General features: G+C 70.3%; 14 protein-coding genes. 9 read left to right on the plus strand and 5 right to left on the minus strand.

Annotation, left to right across the window (positions count from 1 at the left end):
- Positions 1 to 41: 41 nt before the first annotated feature.
- The 7 genes from IH26_RS0136920 (at position 42) to pknB (ending at position 8,924) form a co-directional block, all read left to right on the plus strand.
- Positions 42 to 830, plus strand: a complete 789-nt coding sequence (locus tag IH26_RS0136920; RefSeq protein WP_030440921.1) for an FHA domain-containing protein — start codon at positions 42 to 44, stop codon at positions 828 to 830.
- Between the two features lie 5 nt (positions 831 to 835).
- The gene (locus IH26_RS0136925; protein WP_030440922.1) at positions 836 to 1,318 is read left to right on the plus strand and encodes an FHA domain-containing protein FhaB/FipA; all 483 of its coding nucleotides are present in this window, start codon (positions 836 to 838) and stop codon (positions 1,316 to 1,318) included.
- Positions 1,315 to 2,697 (plus strand): PP2C family protein-serine/threonine phosphatase, encoded by a 1,383-nt coding sequence (locus tag IH26_RS0136930; RefSeq protein WP_030440923.1) that lies wholly within the window; start codon positions 1,315 to 1,317, stop codon positions 2,695 to 2,697. Before IH26_RS0136925 ends, IH26_RS0136930 begins: the two co-directional genes overlap by 4 nt.
- 76 nt (positions 2,698 to 2,773) lie before the next feature.
- Complete coding sequence (locus tag IH26_RS0136935) at positions 2,774 to 4,237, plus strand: FtsW/RodA/SpoVE family cell cycle protein (protein WP_211268821.1); 1,464 nt, start codon at positions 2,774 to 2,776, stop codon at positions 4,235 to 4,237.
- Positions 4,234 to 5,733 (plus strand): peptidoglycan D,D-transpeptidase FtsI family protein, encoded by a 1,500-nt coding sequence (locus IH26_RS0136940; protein ID WP_030440925.1) that lies wholly within the window; start codon positions 4,234 to 4,236, stop codon positions 5,731 to 5,733. Before IH26_RS0136935 ends, IH26_RS0136940 begins: the two co-directional genes overlap by 4 nt.
- Positions 5,734 to 7,089 (plus strand): serine/threonine-protein kinase, encoded by a 1,356-nt coding sequence (locus IH26_RS0136945; protein ID WP_030440926.1) that lies wholly within the window; start codon positions 5,734 to 5,736, stop codon positions 7,087 to 7,089.
- Positions 7,086 to 8,924 carry a Stk1 family PASTA domain-containing Ser/Thr kinase gene (gene pknB, locus IH26_RS0136950; protein WP_030440927.1) on the plus strand — a complete coding sequence of 613 codons (1,839 nt, stop codon included), beginning with the start codon at positions 7,086 to 7,088 and terminating at the stop codon, positions 8,922 to 8,924. The genes IH26_RS0136945 and pknB overlap by 4 nt, the downstream gene beginning before the upstream one ends.
- 5 nt (positions 8,925 to 8,929) lie before the next feature.
- Here the strand turns inward: pknB and IH26_RS0136955 are convergent, their stop codons facing one another.
- From IH26_RS0136955 to IH26_RS0136970, 4 genes are read right to left on the minus strand one after another with little or no spacing between them, the layout of a single operon-like run.
- Entirely contained in the window at positions 8,930 to 9,580 is a 651-nt protein-coding gene (locus IH26_RS0136955; protein ID WP_030440928.1) for an aminodeoxychorismate/anthranilate synthase component II, read from the minus strand.
- A gap of 1 nt (position 9,581) precedes the next feature.
- Positions 9,582 to 9,905, minus strand: a complete 324-nt coding sequence (locus IH26_RS0136960) for a hypothetical protein (protein WP_030440929.1) — start codon at positions 9,903 to 9,905, stop codon at positions 9,582 to 9,584.
- Between the two features lie 3 nt (positions 9,906 to 9,908).
- Entirely contained in the window at positions 9,909 to 12,377 is a 2,469-nt protein-coding gene (locus IH26_RS64070; RefSeq protein WP_281179826.1) for a class E sortase, read from the minus strand.
- Positions 12,377 to 13,183: a DUF881 domain-containing protein gene (locus IH26_RS0136970; protein ID WP_030440931.1), complete on the minus strand. Its 807-nt coding sequence runs from the start codon at positions 13,181 to 13,183 to the stop codon at positions 12,377 to 12,379. The genes IH26_RS64070 and IH26_RS0136970 overlap by 1 nt, the downstream gene beginning before the upstream one ends.
- A gap of 197 nt (positions 13,184 to 13,380) precedes the next feature.
- On the opposite strand from IH26_RS0136970, the gene IH26_RS0136975 reads away from it, so the two are divergent.
- Both IH26_RS0136975 and IH26_RS0136980 read left to right on the plus strand, forming a co-directional pair.
- A complete protein-coding gene (locus tag IH26_RS0136975) occupies positions 13,381 to 13,644 on the plus strand; it encodes a cell division protein CrgA (protein ID WP_030440932.1) in 264 nt (87 codons plus the stop codon).
- Positions 13,645 to 13,826: 182 nt separating this feature from the next.
- Positions 13,827 to 15,926: a (Fe-S)-binding protein gene (locus IH26_RS0136980; protein ID WP_030440933.1), complete on the plus strand. Its 2,100-nt coding sequence runs from the start codon at positions 13,827 to 13,829 to the stop codon at positions 15,924 to 15,926.
- On the opposite strand, the gene IH26_RS0136985 is transcribed toward IH26_RS0136980, so the two are convergent.
- A complete protein-coding gene (locus IH26_RS0136985; RefSeq protein ID WP_030440934.1) occupies positions 15,923 to 16,624 on the minus strand; it encodes a GOLPH3/VPS74 family protein in 702 nt (233 codons plus the stop codon). The genes IH26_RS0136980 and IH26_RS0136985 overlap by 4 nt on opposite strands.
- Positions 16,625 to 16,639: the final 15 nt, after the last annotated feature.

Consider the following 16,639-nt stretch of genomic DNA (forward strand, 5'->3'; position numbering starts at 1 on the left):
GCTGCGAGCTACAGATGCGCGAGCGGCTGCCGGATACCATCATGTCCTCGGAAGCCGAGGAGGAGCCGGTGAGCGTGCTGCAGCGCTTTGAGAAGCGATTGGAAGGCCTGGTCGAAGGGGCCTTCGCCAAGGTGTTCAAGGGTGTCGTGCACCCTGTGGAGATTCTGAATGCCATGCAGCGGGAGGCCGAGGCACACAAGGCCATCCTCGCCGGTGGCCGCACGCTGGTGCCCAACCGCTACGTGATCGATCTCTCGCCCTATGACCACAGCCGGCTGGCGCCGTACGCGGCCGCGCTCGCCCAGGAGCTGGCCCAGTCGCAGGCCGAGTTCATCGGCGAGCAGGCGTGGACGGTCTACGGCGATGTGATCGTCGAGATCGAGCGGGGCGAGGGCCTGGATACGGGCATGTTCCGGGTGACCGCCGAGGTCTACACCGGCGGCGAGGTCGCCCCGGTGCAGCAGCCGGCGTACGACGCGGGTCCGCAGTACCCGCCGTACGACCAGCAGCATCACGGTGGTTACCAGCAGCACGGCGGGCCGAACGGCCGCAGTGTGGGCCTGGTGTCCGGGGACGGCCGGACGTATCCGTTGCAGATGGGCTCGACCGTGATCGGCCGTGGCGATCAGGCGAATCTCCGCCTGCCCGACGTCGGCATCTCGCGGCGACACGCCCGTCTGGACTACGACGGCAACCAGGTGGTGCTGACCGATCTGGGCTCGACGAACGGCACGATGGTGAACGGCCAGCGGGTCTCCGCCGTGGCGCTCAACCCGGGCGACATGATCCAGCTGGGCACCACGACGCTGACGTTCCGAGTGGACGGCTAGGCACCTTGCCCGAATTCGTCCTCACCGTCGCCCGGTTCGGCTTCCTCATCCTCCTGTGGATCTTCGTGTTCACGGTGGTGGGAGTGATCCGACGGGATCTCTTCGCGGGGGTCCGGTCCAAGAACATCGTCGCCAGCCCTCGGGGGGTGGGTGGCGCGGTGACTCAGGGCCGGCCGGCGAAGGTGAAGCGCGGTAAGGCCGCACGACAACTCGTGGTGACGGCCGGCCAGTTGGCCGGCACCCGCATCACGCTGGGTGATCTCCCGATCACTATCGGCCGGGCGGAGGATTCCACGCTCGTCATCACCGACGACTTCGCCTCGGCCCGGCATGCCCGGATCGTGCCGCGTGACGGTCAGTGGTTCGTCGAGGATCTCGGCTCGACGAACGGCACTTACCTCGATCGCGGTAAGGTCTCCGGACCGACTCCCGTCCCCCTTGGCGTTCCGATCCGCATCGGGCGCACATCTCTTGAGTTACGGCCATGACCCTGACCCTGCGCTATGCCGCTCAGAGCGACCGCGGTCTGATCCGGGACCTGAACCAGGACTCCGTCTACGCCGGGCCGCGGCTTCTTGCTGTCGCCGACGGCATGGGCGGGATGGCAGCCGGCGACGTCGCTTCCAATATCGTCATCGCCGCGATGGCGCCGCTCGACGAGGACGTCCCGGGGGACGCCCTGGTCGACGCGCTGCGCCACGCCGTCGGCCAGGCCAACCAGCATCTGCGCGACACCGTCGACGCGAACCCGCAGCTGGAAGGCATGGGCACCACGCTCACCGCGGTGCTCTTCTCGGGCAGCAAGTTCGGCATGGTGCACATCGGCGACAGCCGGGCGTACCTGCTGCGCCGGAACGAGTTCGCCCAGATCACCAAGGACGACACGTACGTCCAGATGCTGGTCGACGAGGGCCGGGTGAGCCCGGAGGAGGCGAGCAGCCATCCGCAGCGGTCCCTGCTGACCCGCGCGCTGGACGGCCGCGACATCGACCCGGAGTACTCGGTTCGCCAGGTGCTCGCCGGCGACCGCTACCTGATCTGCAGCGACGGCCTCTCCGGCGTGGTCAGCGCGGACACGATCGCGCAGAGCATGCGCGAGCTGGCCGACCCGCAGGCGTGCGTCGAGCGGCTGGTGCAGCTGGCGCTGCGCGGTGGCGGCCCCGACAACATCACGGTGGTGATCGCGGACGCCATCGACACCGACATCATGGAGCAGGCGCCGATCGTGGGTGGCGCGGCCGCCATCGACCGGGGCAACACCACGGTGGCGGATTCCTCGACCTCGGCCGCCCGCGCGGCGGCGCTGCAGGCCCCGCGCCCGGCGCAGCCGGCCCAGCCGGAGAACGACGGCTACGAGCCGGAGCCGGAACCGACCGGTCACCCGGTCCGGACCAGCCTGCTCGTGGTGTTGCTGCTGGCGGTGCTCGGCGGCGGCCTGTGGCTGGGCTACCGCTACACGCAGGACCAGTACTACGTGGGTGCCACCGACGCCGGCCAGATCGCGATCTTCCGGGGCGTGCCCGGGCAGATCGCCGGGCTCGACCTGTCCAAGGTCAACGAGACCAGTCCGGCGCGCCTGCAGGACCTCACCGCCGTCGCGCAGGAGCGGGTCAAGCAGGGCATCCACGCGGAGAGCCGGTCCGAGGCGGCGCAGACGCTCTCCGAGCTGACCGCCGACAACCCGTCCAACCCGAACCTCAAGCCGCTGTGCACGGCACCGTCCGCGACGCCGACCGCGCCGGCCGGCAGCGCGCCCACCGTGCACACCTCGTCGGCGCCCGCCACACTGGCCGGGACGCCGTCCGTTCAGGCGTCCGGGAGCGCCCCATCCGCGGACGATGCGGACGGGTGCCGGACCGTCAACTGACCGTCGCTCGACAACGTCTGGGGATGTCTTGACCGCGCCCGCCGTACCGGCCCCTTCGCCCGCCTCCACGGGTGAGATGTCGCGTATCCCGGGAATGAAGACCCACCGCAACGCCGAGCTGGGTCTGCTCGCGTTCGCCATGATCCTGGTGGCGATCTACGCCGCCACGGTCGAGGCGAACCAGTTCAACACGATCCACCCCACCTTCTGGATCCCCGCGGCGCTGCTGCTCACGCTGTTCATCGGGCTGCACTTCGTGGTGCGCTTCACCGCGCCGTACGCGGACCCGGTGCTCCTGCCGGCGGTGGCCCTGATCAACGGGCTGGGCGTGAGCTTCCTGCGCCGGTTGGACATCGCCCGTGCGATCGCGAACAAGAAGCCGACCCCGGGGTGGTTCGAGGGCACCAGCGGCCACCAGTTGGAGTGGACGCTCGCCGCGCTGATCCTGGCCGCGGTGCTGCTACTGGTCGTCCGGGATCACAAGGTGGTCTCCCGGTACGCGTACACCCTCGGCCTGGTCGGCATCGTGCTGGTGATGGTGCCGGCCGTGCTGCCGAGCAGCCTCTCCGAGGTCAACGGCGCGAAGCTGTGGATCAAGCTGGGCGCGTTCTCGATCCAGCCCGGTGAGTTCGCGAAGCTGGCGCTGGTCTCCTTCTTCGCCTACTACCTGGTGCGCAAGCGCGAGGTGCTCTCGCTGGCCAGCCGCCGCTTCCTCGGCATCGACTTCCCGCGCGGCCGCGACCTCGGCCCGGTCGTCACGGTCTGGCTGCTCAGCCTCCTGGTCCTGGTCTTCGAGAAGGACCTGGGCACCGCGCTGCTGTATTTCGGCCTCTTCGTGGTGACGCTGTACGTGGCGACCGAGCGGGCCAGCTGGCTGATCATCGGTCTGGTGCTGTTCTTCGGCGGTGTCTACGTCGCCTACCTGCTGGGTGCGGCGGTCGGCGGCCCGTTCCAGAACTTCTACGACCGTGCCTCGATCTGGCTGGACCCGTTCGCGCAGGCCAATTACAACAAGCCCATCGGCGGCAGCTACCAGCTGGTGCAGGGGCTGCTGGCGCTGGGCACGGGCGGGCTGTTCGGCTCCGGGCCGGGCGCCGGCTCGCCGGGTCTGGTGCCGGCAGTGCGTACCGACTTCATCTTCGCCGGCATGGGCGAGGAGATCGGCCTGTTCGGCCTGTCCGCGCTGCTGGTCTGCTACCTGCTGATCGTCGAGCGCGGGCTGCGCGCGGCGCTGAACGTCCGCGACTCGTTCGGCAAGCTCGTCGCCGGCGGCCTCGCGTTCACGCTGGGTTTGCAGGTCTTCGTCATCCTGGGTGGCATCACCGGACTCATTCCGCTCACCGGCCAGACCACGCCGTTCCTCTCGGCGGGTGGTTCGTCGCTGATGGCCAACTGGCTCCTGGTCGCGATGCTGTTGCGGATCTCCAACGCGGCGCGCGGCCCGGCCAACAGCGGCGGGTCCTCGGATCGGCCGGGTGGCGGGCCGAAGAAGCAACCCACCCAACTGCACGGCGCTCCGACGGAGGTGTTCAAGCCGTGAACGCTCCCCTGCGGCGGGCCGGCGTGGTCATCCTCGTCCTGTTCGGCCTCCTCTTCGCGAACCTGAACTGGGTCCAGGCGTACAAGGCCGACAAATATCGGAACAGCAGCTACAACGGCCGCGTGATCGTCGCCCAGTACGACCGCCCGCGCGGCGGGATCGAGGCGGGCGGCATCGCCCTGGCCAAGAACACCCTCACCGACGACACGCTGAAGTACCTGCGGGTCTACCCGAAGAACGAGATCTACGCGCCGGTGGTCGGGTACCGCCCGGTCAACCTGGGCGCGGTCGGCATCGAGAATGCGGAGAACGACTTCCTCTCCGGGGAGAGCGACACGCTCTTCGCCGACCGGGTGAAGGACATGTTCACCGGCAACAACACCGGCGGCGGGAACGTCGTGCTGTCGCTGAGTACCAAGGCCCAGGAGACGGCCTGGAAGGAGCTCACCAACAACGAGCGCGGCGTGACCAAGGGCGCGGCCGTGGCGATCGACCCGCGGACCGGCGCGATCCAGGCCCTGGTCTCGATGCCGAGCTACAACCCGAACCCGCTGGTCAGCCACGACACCAAGGCGGCCGCGGCGGCGTACCAGAAGCTGCTCAAGGACGACAGCCAGCCGCTGCTCAACCGGGCCACGCAGGAGACCGAGCCGCCCGGCTCGACGTTCAAGGTGATCGACTCCGCGGCGGCCCTCGCCAACGGGTACAAGCCGGACAGCCAGATCCCGGCCGGCAGCACGTACAAGGAGAGCGGCGCGGTCATCCACAACGCCGAGGACGAGGCCTGCCCGGGTGGCGACACGGTCACGATCAAGGACGCGCTGACCCAGAGCTGCAACACCGGCTTCGCGCGGCTGGGCGTGAAGCTCGGCCGGGACACGATCGTCAACATGGCGAAGGCGTGGGGCTTCGAGGACGACAAGCTGACCCTCGGCAACCTCAAGGAGAACAAGGGCCTGCCGGTCGCGGCCAGCCGTACGGGTGACATGTCGAACCCGGACGGCAGCGTCGACAAGGCCGCGCTGGCTCAGTCGTCGATCGGCCAGCGGGAAGTGCGGATGACCCCGGTGCAGGGCGCGTTGATGGCCGCCACGGTCGCCAACGGCGGCAAGCAGATGCGCCCGTACCTGGTGCAGAAGCTGCTCGGCCCGGACCGCCGGACCATCTACACGGCCGACCCGCAGGTCCTGCGTACGCCGGTCTCGGGGAGCGTCGCGAGCGACCTCAGCGACATGATGGTCAGCGTGGTGGAGAACGGCACCGGCAAGAAGGCCCGGATCAAGGGCTTCACGGTCGGCGGCAAGACCGGTACCGCGCAGAACGCGGCCGGCGCCGACCCGCACGGGTGGTTCATCGGCTTCGCCTACGACAGCAAGGGTCAGGCCGTCTCGGCGGTCTGCGTCATGCTGGAGAACGTCCCCGGCGGGCACGCCAGCGCCGAGGCGGCCCGGATCGCCGGGCTCATCATGAAGGCAGCGGCCGGGGAAGGGGACTGAATGATCAGCCCTGGGGTGACCCTCGGCGGCCGGTACCGGCTCGACGAGCGGATCGCCGGCGGCGGGATGGGCGACGTGTGGCGCGGCACCGACGAGGTGCTGGGCCGGACGGTCGCTGTCAAGATCCTGCTCCCGGCGCTGCTGGACGAGCCCGGCTTCGCCGAGCGGTTCCGCGGCGAGGCGCGCACCATGGCCACGATCAACCACCCCGGGGTCGTCGACGTCTACGACTACGGCAGCGACCAGCAGCTCGCGTTCCTGGTCATGGAGTACGTCGAGGGCGACGCCCTGTCCCGCACGCTGAGCCGGGTCGGCCGGCTGACCCCGGCGCGCACCATGGCGCTGGTCGCGCAGGCGGCCGACGCGCTGCAGGCGGCCCACGCGAACGGGATCGTGCACCGGGACGTCAAGCCCGGAAACCTTCTGGTACGCCCGAACGGCACGCTGGTGCTGACCGACTTCGGGATCGCCCGCTCGGCGCTGGTCGGCCAGCTCACCGTGGCCGGCTCGGTGCTCGGCACCGCCTCCTACATCTCGCCCGAGCAGGCCTCGGGCGAGGTGGCCACGGCCGCGTCCGACGTGTATGCGCTGGGCGTGGTCGCCTATCAGTGCCTCTCCGGCCACCGCCCGTTCGACGGCGCCACGCCGATCGAGATCGCCATGAAGCACGTCCGGGAGACGCCGCGGCCGCTGCCCGCCGACATCCCGCCGCCGGTGCGCGCCATCGTGGACCGCGCCCTCGCGAAGAACCCGGGCGACCGCTGGCCGTCCGCCTCGGCGATGGCCGCGGTGGCCCGCCAGGCCGCGTCCGCCCTGGCCACGACCCAACAGCACCAGCCGGCCGCCCAGGCCGCGCGCGCCGCCGGCCCGGTCAGCCCGGCCGCCCGACCGCCGACGGCCGCCTCGGCGGCGGTGCCCGGCTCGCCGGTGACCGGCAGCGCCCGCCCGCCGTACCCGCCAGTCCCCCGGCCCGTCTCGGGCGCCCGCGGAGCCGCCTCGGTGCCGTCCGGTCCGCCCGGAAGCCCGCCGGTCCAGCAATACCGGCCGACCTACCCGCCGCCCGCGCAGCCGGCGTCGACGGCCAAGCCGGAAAGCTCGGCCGGCCGCCAGGTGCTGATCGTGCTGGCGGTCGTCCTCGCCCTGCTGGTCCTGCTGTGTGCGGGCGTCATCTCGTTCCTGGTGAAGCAGGGCAAGCAGAACGGCAACAGCAGCTCATCGAGCGGCCGACTCGTTCCCGCGTCGGTCCTTCACATGGGCACCGCCGACGGTGAACCGTTGGCGGCGTCGTACCGTCTAACCAGACAGGCGGGCGTCATCCCCGGCTGGAACCGATGCGAAGGACGACAGACGCTATGACGGCGCAGGCCCGCCTGCTCGGTGGCAGGTATCAGGTCGGCGAGCTATTGGGCTACGGCGGCATGGCCGAGGTGCACCGCGGACGTGACCTCCGGCTGGGCCGTGACGTGGCCATCAAGATGCTGCGTACCGACCTGGCCCGGGACGCGACCTTCCAGGAGCGGTTCCGCCGCGAGGCGCAGAACTCGGCGGCCCTCAACCACCCGGCGATCGTGGCGGTCTACGACACCGGCGAGGAGATGTCCGCGACCGGTGAGCGGCTGCCGTTCATCGTGATGGAATTCGTGAACGGGCGGACCCTCAAGGAGGTGCTCGCCCAGGAGCAGCGGCTCCAGCCGCGCCGGGCGCTCGAGATCATCGCGGACATCTGCGCGGCCCTCGAGTTCAGCCACCGGCACGGGATCATCCACCGGGACATCAAGCCCGGCAACGTGATGATCACGCAGAACGGCCAGGTCAAGGTCATGGACTTCGGTATCGCCCGGGCCCTGGCCAGCGGCGCGACCACGATGACGCAGACCAGCGCCGTGATCGGCACCGCGCAGTACCTGTCGCCCGAGCAGGCGCGCGGCGAGGCCGTCGACGCCCGCTCCGATGTGTACGCGGCCGGCTGTGTGCTGTTCGAGCTGCTCGTGGGCCACCCGCCGTTCGTCGGGGACAGCCCGGTGAGCGTGGCGTACCAGCACGTACGGGAGGACCCGCGGGCGCCGAGCGAGCTCGCCCCCGAGACTCCCCGGGACGTCGACGCGATCGTGCTCAAGGCCCTGGCCAAGAACCCGATGAACCGCTACCAGAGCGCCCAGGAGATGCGCGCCGACGCGCTGCGCGCCGTCTCCGGCCGCCCGGTGCTGGCCACCCCGGTGATGAGCCAGGCCGAGACGATGGCCATGCAGAATCAGCAGGCCACCCGGTACATGCAGCCGCAGGCCGCGACCACCTTGCAGCGCCCGGCCGTCGGCGGGATGCCGCCCCGGCCGCCGGAGCGGCGCTCGTCCTCCTGGGTGATGGCCGTGCTGGCCGGGCTCGGCGTGCTGGTCGTGGTGGTGCTCGGGGTCGCGCTGGCGATGTCGCGCAACCACAACAACACCGGCGACAACAACCAGCAGACCGCCACGGTCGCGATGCCCAACCTCAAGGGCAAGACCGACCAGCAAGCGCAGGCGGCCCTCAACGCGCAGAAGCTGACGAACTTCACCGCCGAGGCGCCGACGCACGGCGACAATTGCAACAGCACGGTCGTCGATCAGAACCCGCAGCCGAACACCAAGATCCCGACTACCCAGGCCGTGACGTACAAGCTGTGCCTGCCGCCGGATCAGGTCACGGTGCCGAGCAACCTGAAGGGCAGCACGAAAGCGAACGCCGATTCGACGTTGCGGGGCATGGGCCTGAACCCGGTGTTCAAGGAAGTGACGAGCGACCAGCCGGCGGACATCGTCCTCAGCGTGCCGGATGCCGGCAACAAGGTCGACCCCGGCTCCGATGTCGTCGTGAACATCTCCAAGGGCAATCAGCTCAAGATGCCGAGGGTGCTCGGCGAGTCGCTGGACGCCGCCCTGGCCGTGCTGAACAACTCCGGCCCGTTCAACGTCGATCAGAAGACCACGCCGGCCACCGACCCGGCCCAGGTGGGCACGGTCGTCGCGCAGAACCCGAAGCCGGGTGCCAAGGTCGAGAAGGGCGACATCGTCAGCATCACGATCGCGGTCGACGCCAACAACCCGAGCGGCGACCCGTCGCCGAGCGACACCTCGACGCCGGGCAACGGCGGCGGCGGTGGCGGCACCGGTCAGGCGCTCAACCAGGCCACCGCCATCATCCGGTCGGAAGACTAGAACCCTCAGGCAGTCGCGAACGCCGCTCGCCGCCGGGTTTCCACCTCGGCGGCCAGCGGCGGCGCCTTTTCCAGGGCCGAGGGCAGGCCGCAGGAGGCCAGCCAGTTCGCCAGCATGGTGTGGCCGCCCTCGGTGAGCACCGACTCGGGGTGGAACTGGACGCCCTCGATCGGCAGCGAGCGGTGGCGCATCGCCATCACCACGCCCGACTCCGTGCGGCCGGTCACCTCGATCTCGTCGGGCAGCGTCTCGGGCAGCACGGCCAGCGAGTGGTAGCGGGTCGCGGTGAACGGGTCGGGCAGGCCCGCGAGGACTCCGGCACCGGTGTGGTGGACCTCGGACGTCTTGCCGTGGAGCAGCTCGGGCGCGCGCGTCACGGTGGCCCCGAAGGCGGCCCCGATCGCCTGATGACCGAGACAAACCCCAAACATCGGGAGCTTTCCGGCGTACGCCCGAATGGTCTCCATCATGATGCCCGCGCGGTCGGGCGAACCCGGCCCGGGCGAAAGCAGAAGACCGGCGGCGCCGAAGGTGCCCACCTCGGCCACGCTGATCTCGTCGTTCCGGCGCACCTCGCACTCGGCGCCGAGCTGGCCGAGGTACTGCACCAGGTTGAAGACGAACGAGTCGTAGTTGTCGATCACGAGAATGCGCACGTCAGTCACCTGGGATCACGACGGAGGAGGACTTGGACTTCTTCGGCGTCGCTGAGGTCGAGGGGTGTGGAGCGTTCGACGCCGTGCTGTACGGGATCGCATCCGGGCCGTTGGGCGCGGACGGGTCGACCGCGTTCGGATCCTCCTGGGCCGGGCCCTGCTGGGTGTCCGCGCCGACCTGCACGTCGTCGAACGGGAGCAGCGGGGTGGCCCACGGGAAGACCACGTACCAGAGCAGCGCGGTGGTGGCCGCGGCCAGGCCGAGCGAGCCGGTCAGCTTGCCCCAGAAACCGAACGGGAGCTTGCGCCAGATCCAGGCGTACATCGCCTACGCCTTCGTCTTCATCTCGGCCGGCATGCCGGCGTCGGGCAGGGACTGGTTGCGCGGCACCTTCGAGGCCAGTTCGGCGTGCACGATGAGCCGCTGGTAGTTGTTGAACTTCGGGTTGCAGGTGGTCAGCGTGAGCAGCGCCTTGGTCGGCTGCACGCCCGGCTTGTCCGGCACCGGGGCGACCACCTGCACGGCGTTCGGCAGCACGACCTCGTCGCCGTAGACCTTGTAGACGTACCAGTAGTCGCGGGTCTCCACGCCGATCACGTCGCCCGGCTTCAGCTCGTCGATCCGCCAGAAGATCTTCTGGATCCGGTGGCCGGCGACCGAGAAGTTGCCGATCTGGCCCGGCAACGCGGTGTCCGGGTAGTGGCCCGGCGCGTACTTGATGTCCTGCGGGCGGACGCCGTTGACGACCACCCACTCCTTGTTCAGCTTGGGGATGTAGAGGCGGCCGACCAGGCTCTCGCCGGGCGCCGCCGGGCCTTGGGGAGCCGACGGACCCACGGTCGGGTCGTTCCACTCCTGGGTGAGCTTGTTGGTCAGGGCGTTCTGCTCGTCCTGCACCTCGGCCGCGTTGCCGAACACCTCGTAGGCCGCGAACAGCAGCACGATCAACCCGAAGGTGATCATCAGCTCGCCGGAGACGCGGATGCCGGCCCGGATTCGCGAGCCCACGCTCGGCCGGGTGAGCTCGGAGTAGACGCTCTTGTAGCCCTCGTCGGTCTGCTCGGGGCGGAGCTTGACCACCCGTTCGCCGCGCTTCGGTTGCAGGTCGTCGCCCTCCTCCGATGGGGGAGGGGTGTGCTCGGGGCCGCCCGGCCGGACCGGGGGCGCGGCCGCCGCGCCGAGGGCGGCGTCCGGGTCGGCGTCGGCCTTCGCGGCCTTCGCCGCCAGGCCGGGGACGGCGCTCATCAGGGCGGTGGGGGCTCTGAGGGCCGCCGGCGGCTGGGTGGTGGCTTGCGGTGACAGAGCCGGGAGTACGCCGGTGGGGGTGTCCGGAGTGCGGATGATGGCCGTCTCGTTCGGGTCCTGCCGGGCGGCGGGGAAGGCTGGGCTCGCCGCTGCGGGGGCCGGGCTGACCGACTGGTAGGGGCCGGTCGGCAGGGTCGCGGGGGCCGGGCTGACCGGCGGCTGTGCTGCACGGTAGCCATTGGTGGCCGCGCCGGATGGTGGCTGGAGCGCCTGGTAGCCGATTGTGGTCGGGCCGGCTGGTGGCTGCGGCGGCGAGTAGCCGTTTGTGGTCGGGCCGGCTGGTGGCTGCGGCGGCGAGTAGCCGTTTGCGGTCGGGCCGGCTGGCGGCTGGGGCGCCTGGTAGCCGTTTGCGGGCGGGCCGGCGGGGCTGGTGGGTGGCTCGGGTGCGAGATAGCCGGACGCTGGGTAGCCGTTGGTGACCGGACCGGCCGGACCGGCCGGACCGGTCACGGCGGCCGGCGGCTGTGAGCTGGGCGCGGGCGGTGGTGGCGGTGCCTGCGGCAGGCGTTGGGTGGCCTGGACCGGCGCGGCGGTGCTCTCCCGGCGGGCGGGCTCGAGCGGCGGGAACGGATGGGACTCAGCGGGCGGGATGGCGGCCGGCTCGGCGTGGGTGGCGGCCGCGGCGAAGAAGTTGAAGGAGCCGTTGGCCGCCGGGATCTCGGGCTGCTCGACACCGTTGCGGCGACGGGCGGCCGCGGCGGCGGCATGGACGTCGTCGGCCGGCGGCTGGGCGAGCCGGTCACGGGCGGCCGCGATGCGCCGCTCGGCCTCCGCGTCGGTGCCGATCACGGCGGTCTCGGCGGCCGAGGGCTGGGCGGGCGGCGCGGCTGGGAGCTGGGCGGGCTGCGCGGCCGGGAACTGGGCGGCCTGCGCGGCTGGGAGCTGGGCGGGCTGCGCGGCCGGGAACTGGGCGGCCTGCGCGACCGGGAATTGAGCGGCCTGCGCGGCTGGGAGCTGGGCGGGCTGCGCGGCCGGGAACTGGGCGGCCTGCGCGACCGGGAACTGAGCGGCCTGCGCGGCTGGGAGCTGGGCGGGCTGCGCGACCGGGGATTGCGGCATGGTCGTGGGCGCCGGCCTTGCGGAGGGCGGGGGCGCGGTCTGGGCCGGCATTAGAGGGGCCTGGGGTGGCTGCGGCGCGGGCTGGGGCAAGCGCTGCGTGGCCTCAGGCGAAGGCGTGGCCTGCGGCGACAACGGCGCGACCTGGGACGGGTGCGGCGCGCCCAGCGGCGGCGTGGCCTGGGGTGGTGGTGGCGCGCCCAGCGGCGGCGTGGCCTGGGGTGGTGCTGGCGTGGCCTGGGGCGGGGAGACCGGGCGGGCTGGTGGGGCCGTTGCCGGGGTGCCGAGGCCGATCGGGGGCGCGAGCGGGCCGCCGGGAACGCCGTCCGGGGAGGCGTCGGTGATCCGCGGGATGTACGCCGTCTGGGCCTCGCCGTCGGGGGCGCGGTGCCGTCCCGAGTTCGTGCCTGCCGCCGGGTTTTCCGGATCTGCCATTACTCGGCAACCCGAGCGGATCGGAGGTCGCTCGACCCGTCGTACGCCCGCACCGTCACGTTCCTCTCCACAGTCTCCGAGTAGCCGAGGCCGAAGTCAGCGACCGCATCCTTGAATTGCTGGACTCCCTCCGCGGAATCCAACGCCTGATGCATCCGTGTGGGTTCGCCAATCGCCGTGATCTTGAAAGGTGGTGAGAAGACCTGGCCATGCAGCAGCAGCGTGTTGCCGACACAGCGTACCGCGCTGGTGGAGATCACGCGGACATCCATGATCGACATTGCCTCGGCCCCACCGGCCCAGAGAGCGTTCACGACCGCCTGAACATCACCCTGATGGACGACCAGGTCGTCGTTGTCCGGCGCGTTCGGGCCGAGGTCGGCGCCGCGCCGCGACGAGTCGTTGAGCGTGACGGTGAGACCTGGCCCCTTCAGCGCCGTGAAGCCGGCCGCGGCCCGCATCGCATCCGCCCGCTGCCGGGCCTCCTTGACCGGCTGGTCGACCTCGGCGAGCCGGGCGGTGTCCTGGTCGACCTCGGCGCGCAGCTTGGCGGCCTGCTTCTCCCGGTCGTCCAGCCGGACCCGCTTGTCCGCGATGAGCTGGGCGAGCTGCGGCCGCCGGTCGTCGCGCAGCTGGGTGCCGTCGGCGGTGCGGGCGGAGGTGGTGAAGAGCAGACCCGCGGCGAGAGCGATCAGCGGCACGCCGACCGTCCACCGGTTGCGCCGGGCGCCCCGGCGCGGCCGTAGCCCACCGAGCGCACGCCGCAGCACGAGCCGCCAGGACGGCGCGCCGGTCGCGTACTCCACGTCCCCATCCCTCCAAAAGGAGGCAATAGCCTCCCGAAATGCCGCGCCGGACATTTTCCTCGCCCGGCGGGTGCCGGTCTGCGCGCCGACTTGACTACGCTAGCTGTCGAACAGTATTCGCCACGGGCAGCATTGGGCACCTTCCGAGCCGCTCAGCGGTGGGTTGTTCACCACTTGTTGCCCTTCAGGAGAGCACCGTGCCGAAGTCTCAGGTTCGTAAGAAGAAGGTCTACACCCCGCCGACGGATGTCCGTCCCGCGGTGGCTGCGGCGTCCAAGAAGCCGAGCCCGACCTGGTTGCCGATCACTGCCGTGACGCTCATCGTCGTGGGCATCGCCTGGCTGGTCGTCTACTACCTGTCCTCGCAGCGCTGGCCGGTGGAGTCGTGGTCGTATTGGAACCTTGCGGTCGGTTTCGGCTGCATGGTCGCCTCGCTGGGCATCCTGTCCCGCTGGCGTTAAGCCCGCGATGCCCGCTTTTAGCGGGTAAAATCAGCTTCGTCTGTTTAAGCGCACCCCGCGGTCGCAGCGGGGTGCGCTTTCGCGCGCCCGGTGACGCCCAGGAAAGACGCGGCTTCACCGGCCGCGTGCGGCCGTCTATTACTCATGGGTAACATAGGGCAGCCGATCGAGAAGGAGCGCAGATGGGGATCGCGCAGATAGTCGCCACCGTCCTGGCCGGCGCCGTCACGATCACGGCCGTCGTGCTGGCGGTGCGTGCCGTCCTGACCATCACCGCGGTGATCCGTCAGGGTCAGCCGGCCCCGGAGCGGTTCGCCGACAAGGGCGCCCGGACGAAGAAGATGCTGACCGAGGTGTTCGGTCACACCCGGATGCTGAAGTGGTCGGCGGTCGGCGCGGCGCACTGGTTCGTGATGGTCTCCTTCATGATCCTGTTCCTGCTGGTGGTCGAGGCGTACTTCGAGGTCGTCGACCCCGCGGGTGGGCTGCCGATCATCGGTGGCTGGACGCCTTACGGCCTGGTCACCGAGTGGATCGGCATCCTCGGCCTGGCCGGGATTCTCTACCTGATCTACCGGCGGCAGAGCGACCTGCGAAAAAAGCGCTCTCGGTTCCTGGGTTCGACGATGTGGCAGGCGTACTTCGTCGAGGGCGTGATCCTCGGCGTACTCGTGTGCGGGTTCTTGATCCGGGGTTTCAAGGTCGCCAACGGCACCTTCGAGTTCCCGGCGTGGGCGACCCCGCTGTCGCACGCGGTCGGGTCGGTTCTGCCGGCCGCGAAGGACGGGCCGACCTGGGTCGCGCTGGTCAAGCTGTTCATCTCGATGGGCTGGCTGATCACCATCGCGCTCAACCCGACGATGGGCGTGGCCTGGCACCGGTTCCTGGCGTTCTTCAACATCTTCTTCAAGCGCAGCCCGGAGAAGCCGGCCGGTTCCGGCCTGGGCGCACTGCGGCCCATGATGAGCGAGGGCAAACCGCTCGACTTCGAAGAGGCCGATCCGGAGAAGGACCAGTTCGGCGTCGCCCAGGTCGAGCAGTTCTCGTGGAAGGGCCTGCTGGATTTCTCCACGTGTACGGAGTGCGGCCGTTGCCAGTCGCAGTGCCCGGCCTGGAACACCGCCAAGCCGCTGTCGCCGAAGCTGCTCGTGCTGTCGCTGCGGGACCACGCGTACGCGAAAGCGCCCTATCTTCTCGCCGGCGGCGAGAAAGCCACCGAGGCCGAGCTGGCGCACCTGGACGTGCTCGCGCTCGCCGAAGGGAACCGGCCGCTGATCGGCGGCGTCGAGGAGAACGGGGTGATCGACCCGGACGTGCTGTGGTCGTGCACCACCTGCGGTGCCTGTGTCGAGCAGTGCCCGGTGGACATCGAGCACGTCGACCACATCGTCGACATGCGCCGCTACCAGGTTTTGATCGAGTCGAGCTTCCCGTCCGAGGCCGGCGTGATGCTGCGTAACCTGGAGAACAAGGGCAACCCGTGGGGCGCCCCGCAGAACACCCGCGAGGACTGGACCAAGGGCTTGGACTTCCAGGTGCCCCGGGTCGGCGAGAAGGACGACTTCGAGTACCTGTTCTGGGTGGGCTGCGCCGGCGCGTTCGAGGACCGGGCGAAGAAGACCACCCGGGCGGTGGCGAAGCTGCTGCACGAGGCCGGCGTCGACTACGCGATCCTCGGCGAGGGCGAGACCTGCACCGGCGACCCGGCCCGGCGGATCGGCAACGAGTTCGTCTTCCAAATGCTCGCCCAGCAGAACGTCGAGACCCTGCAAGAGGCCAAGGTCAAGAAGATCGTCGCGACCTGCCCGCACTGCTTCAACACCCTGGGCAACGAGTACCAGCAGCTCGGCCTCGAGGTCGAGGTGGTGCACCACAGCCAGCTGCTGGCCCACCTGGTCGCCACCGGGAAGCTGACGCCGGTGGAAAAGATCGACGGGGACATCACCTACCACGACCCCTGCTACCTCGGCCGGCACAACCGGGTGTTCGACGCGCCGCGCGAGCTGCTGGGCGACGTCAAAGAGATGCCCCGCAACCGGGAACGCTCCTTCTGCTGCGGCGCCGGCGGCGCCCGCATGTGGATGGAGGAGAAGATCGGCAAGCGGATCAACATCGAGCGTACGGAGGAAGCCCTGTCCACCGGCGCCAAGACGATCGCGGTCGGCTGCCCGTTCTGCTACACGATGATCGGCGACGGCGTCACCGCGAAGGCCCAACAGGACAACGTCGAGGTCGTCGACGTCGCCACCGTCCTACTGCGCTCGCTCAAGCAGGAGGTCTAGGCGCTCGATCCGGCCGTGGCCGCCGTGGTCGACGCGATGATCGCGACCATCACGGCGGCCTGGATCTCCTCGATCGTCTTGCGGACCGCCTCGGCGGCCCAGGCGCCCTCGCTGATCTCCTTGAGCCGGGTCTTGATCACCTTCCGGTCCAGGTCGGCGAGGATCTTGCGGTCCAGCTCGGTGGCGGCGATCAGCGCGCACAGGGCGGCCGTCCGCTCCGCCGACTGATAGTCCAGGCTTGGGTAGCGACATAGCTCGACCGGGCCGTCGCCGAGCACCGCCGCCCGGATCCGCTCCCGGGCCTCCGCCTCGACGGCCGGCGGCTCGCCGTTCGCCGACGGGTACTTCGTCCGGGGGAAAACCCAGAGCACCTTGTCCTTCTCGACGGTGAGCACGCCGTCGGCCACCAGCTTTTCGAGAATCCGCGGCCGTGCCTGCTTGGACAGCTTCGTCACCCAGTGCCCCGGTTTGCGCGGCTTGTCGTCGGCGATCCGGCCCAGAGCCTCGTCGGCGAGGGCGTCACCGATCGGCGCGCGATCGACCACCACGACCCGTTTGTCCTCGATATCCACCCGGCGACCCAGCGCGAGCTCGAGCAGGATCGCCCCGCCCAGACCGTTGTCCAGCCGGGTGCCGTCGGTGAGCGGCGTGCCGTCCTCGTCGTAGGCGAGCAGCAGGAACTCCTCGGCAATGCTCATGATTTGACGGTAGCG

It is taken from the genome of Actinoplanes subtropicus, assembly GCF_000721705.1.
GTDB lineage: Bacteria > Actinomycetota > Actinomycetes > Mycobacteriales > Micromonosporaceae > Actinoplanes > Actinoplanes subtropicus.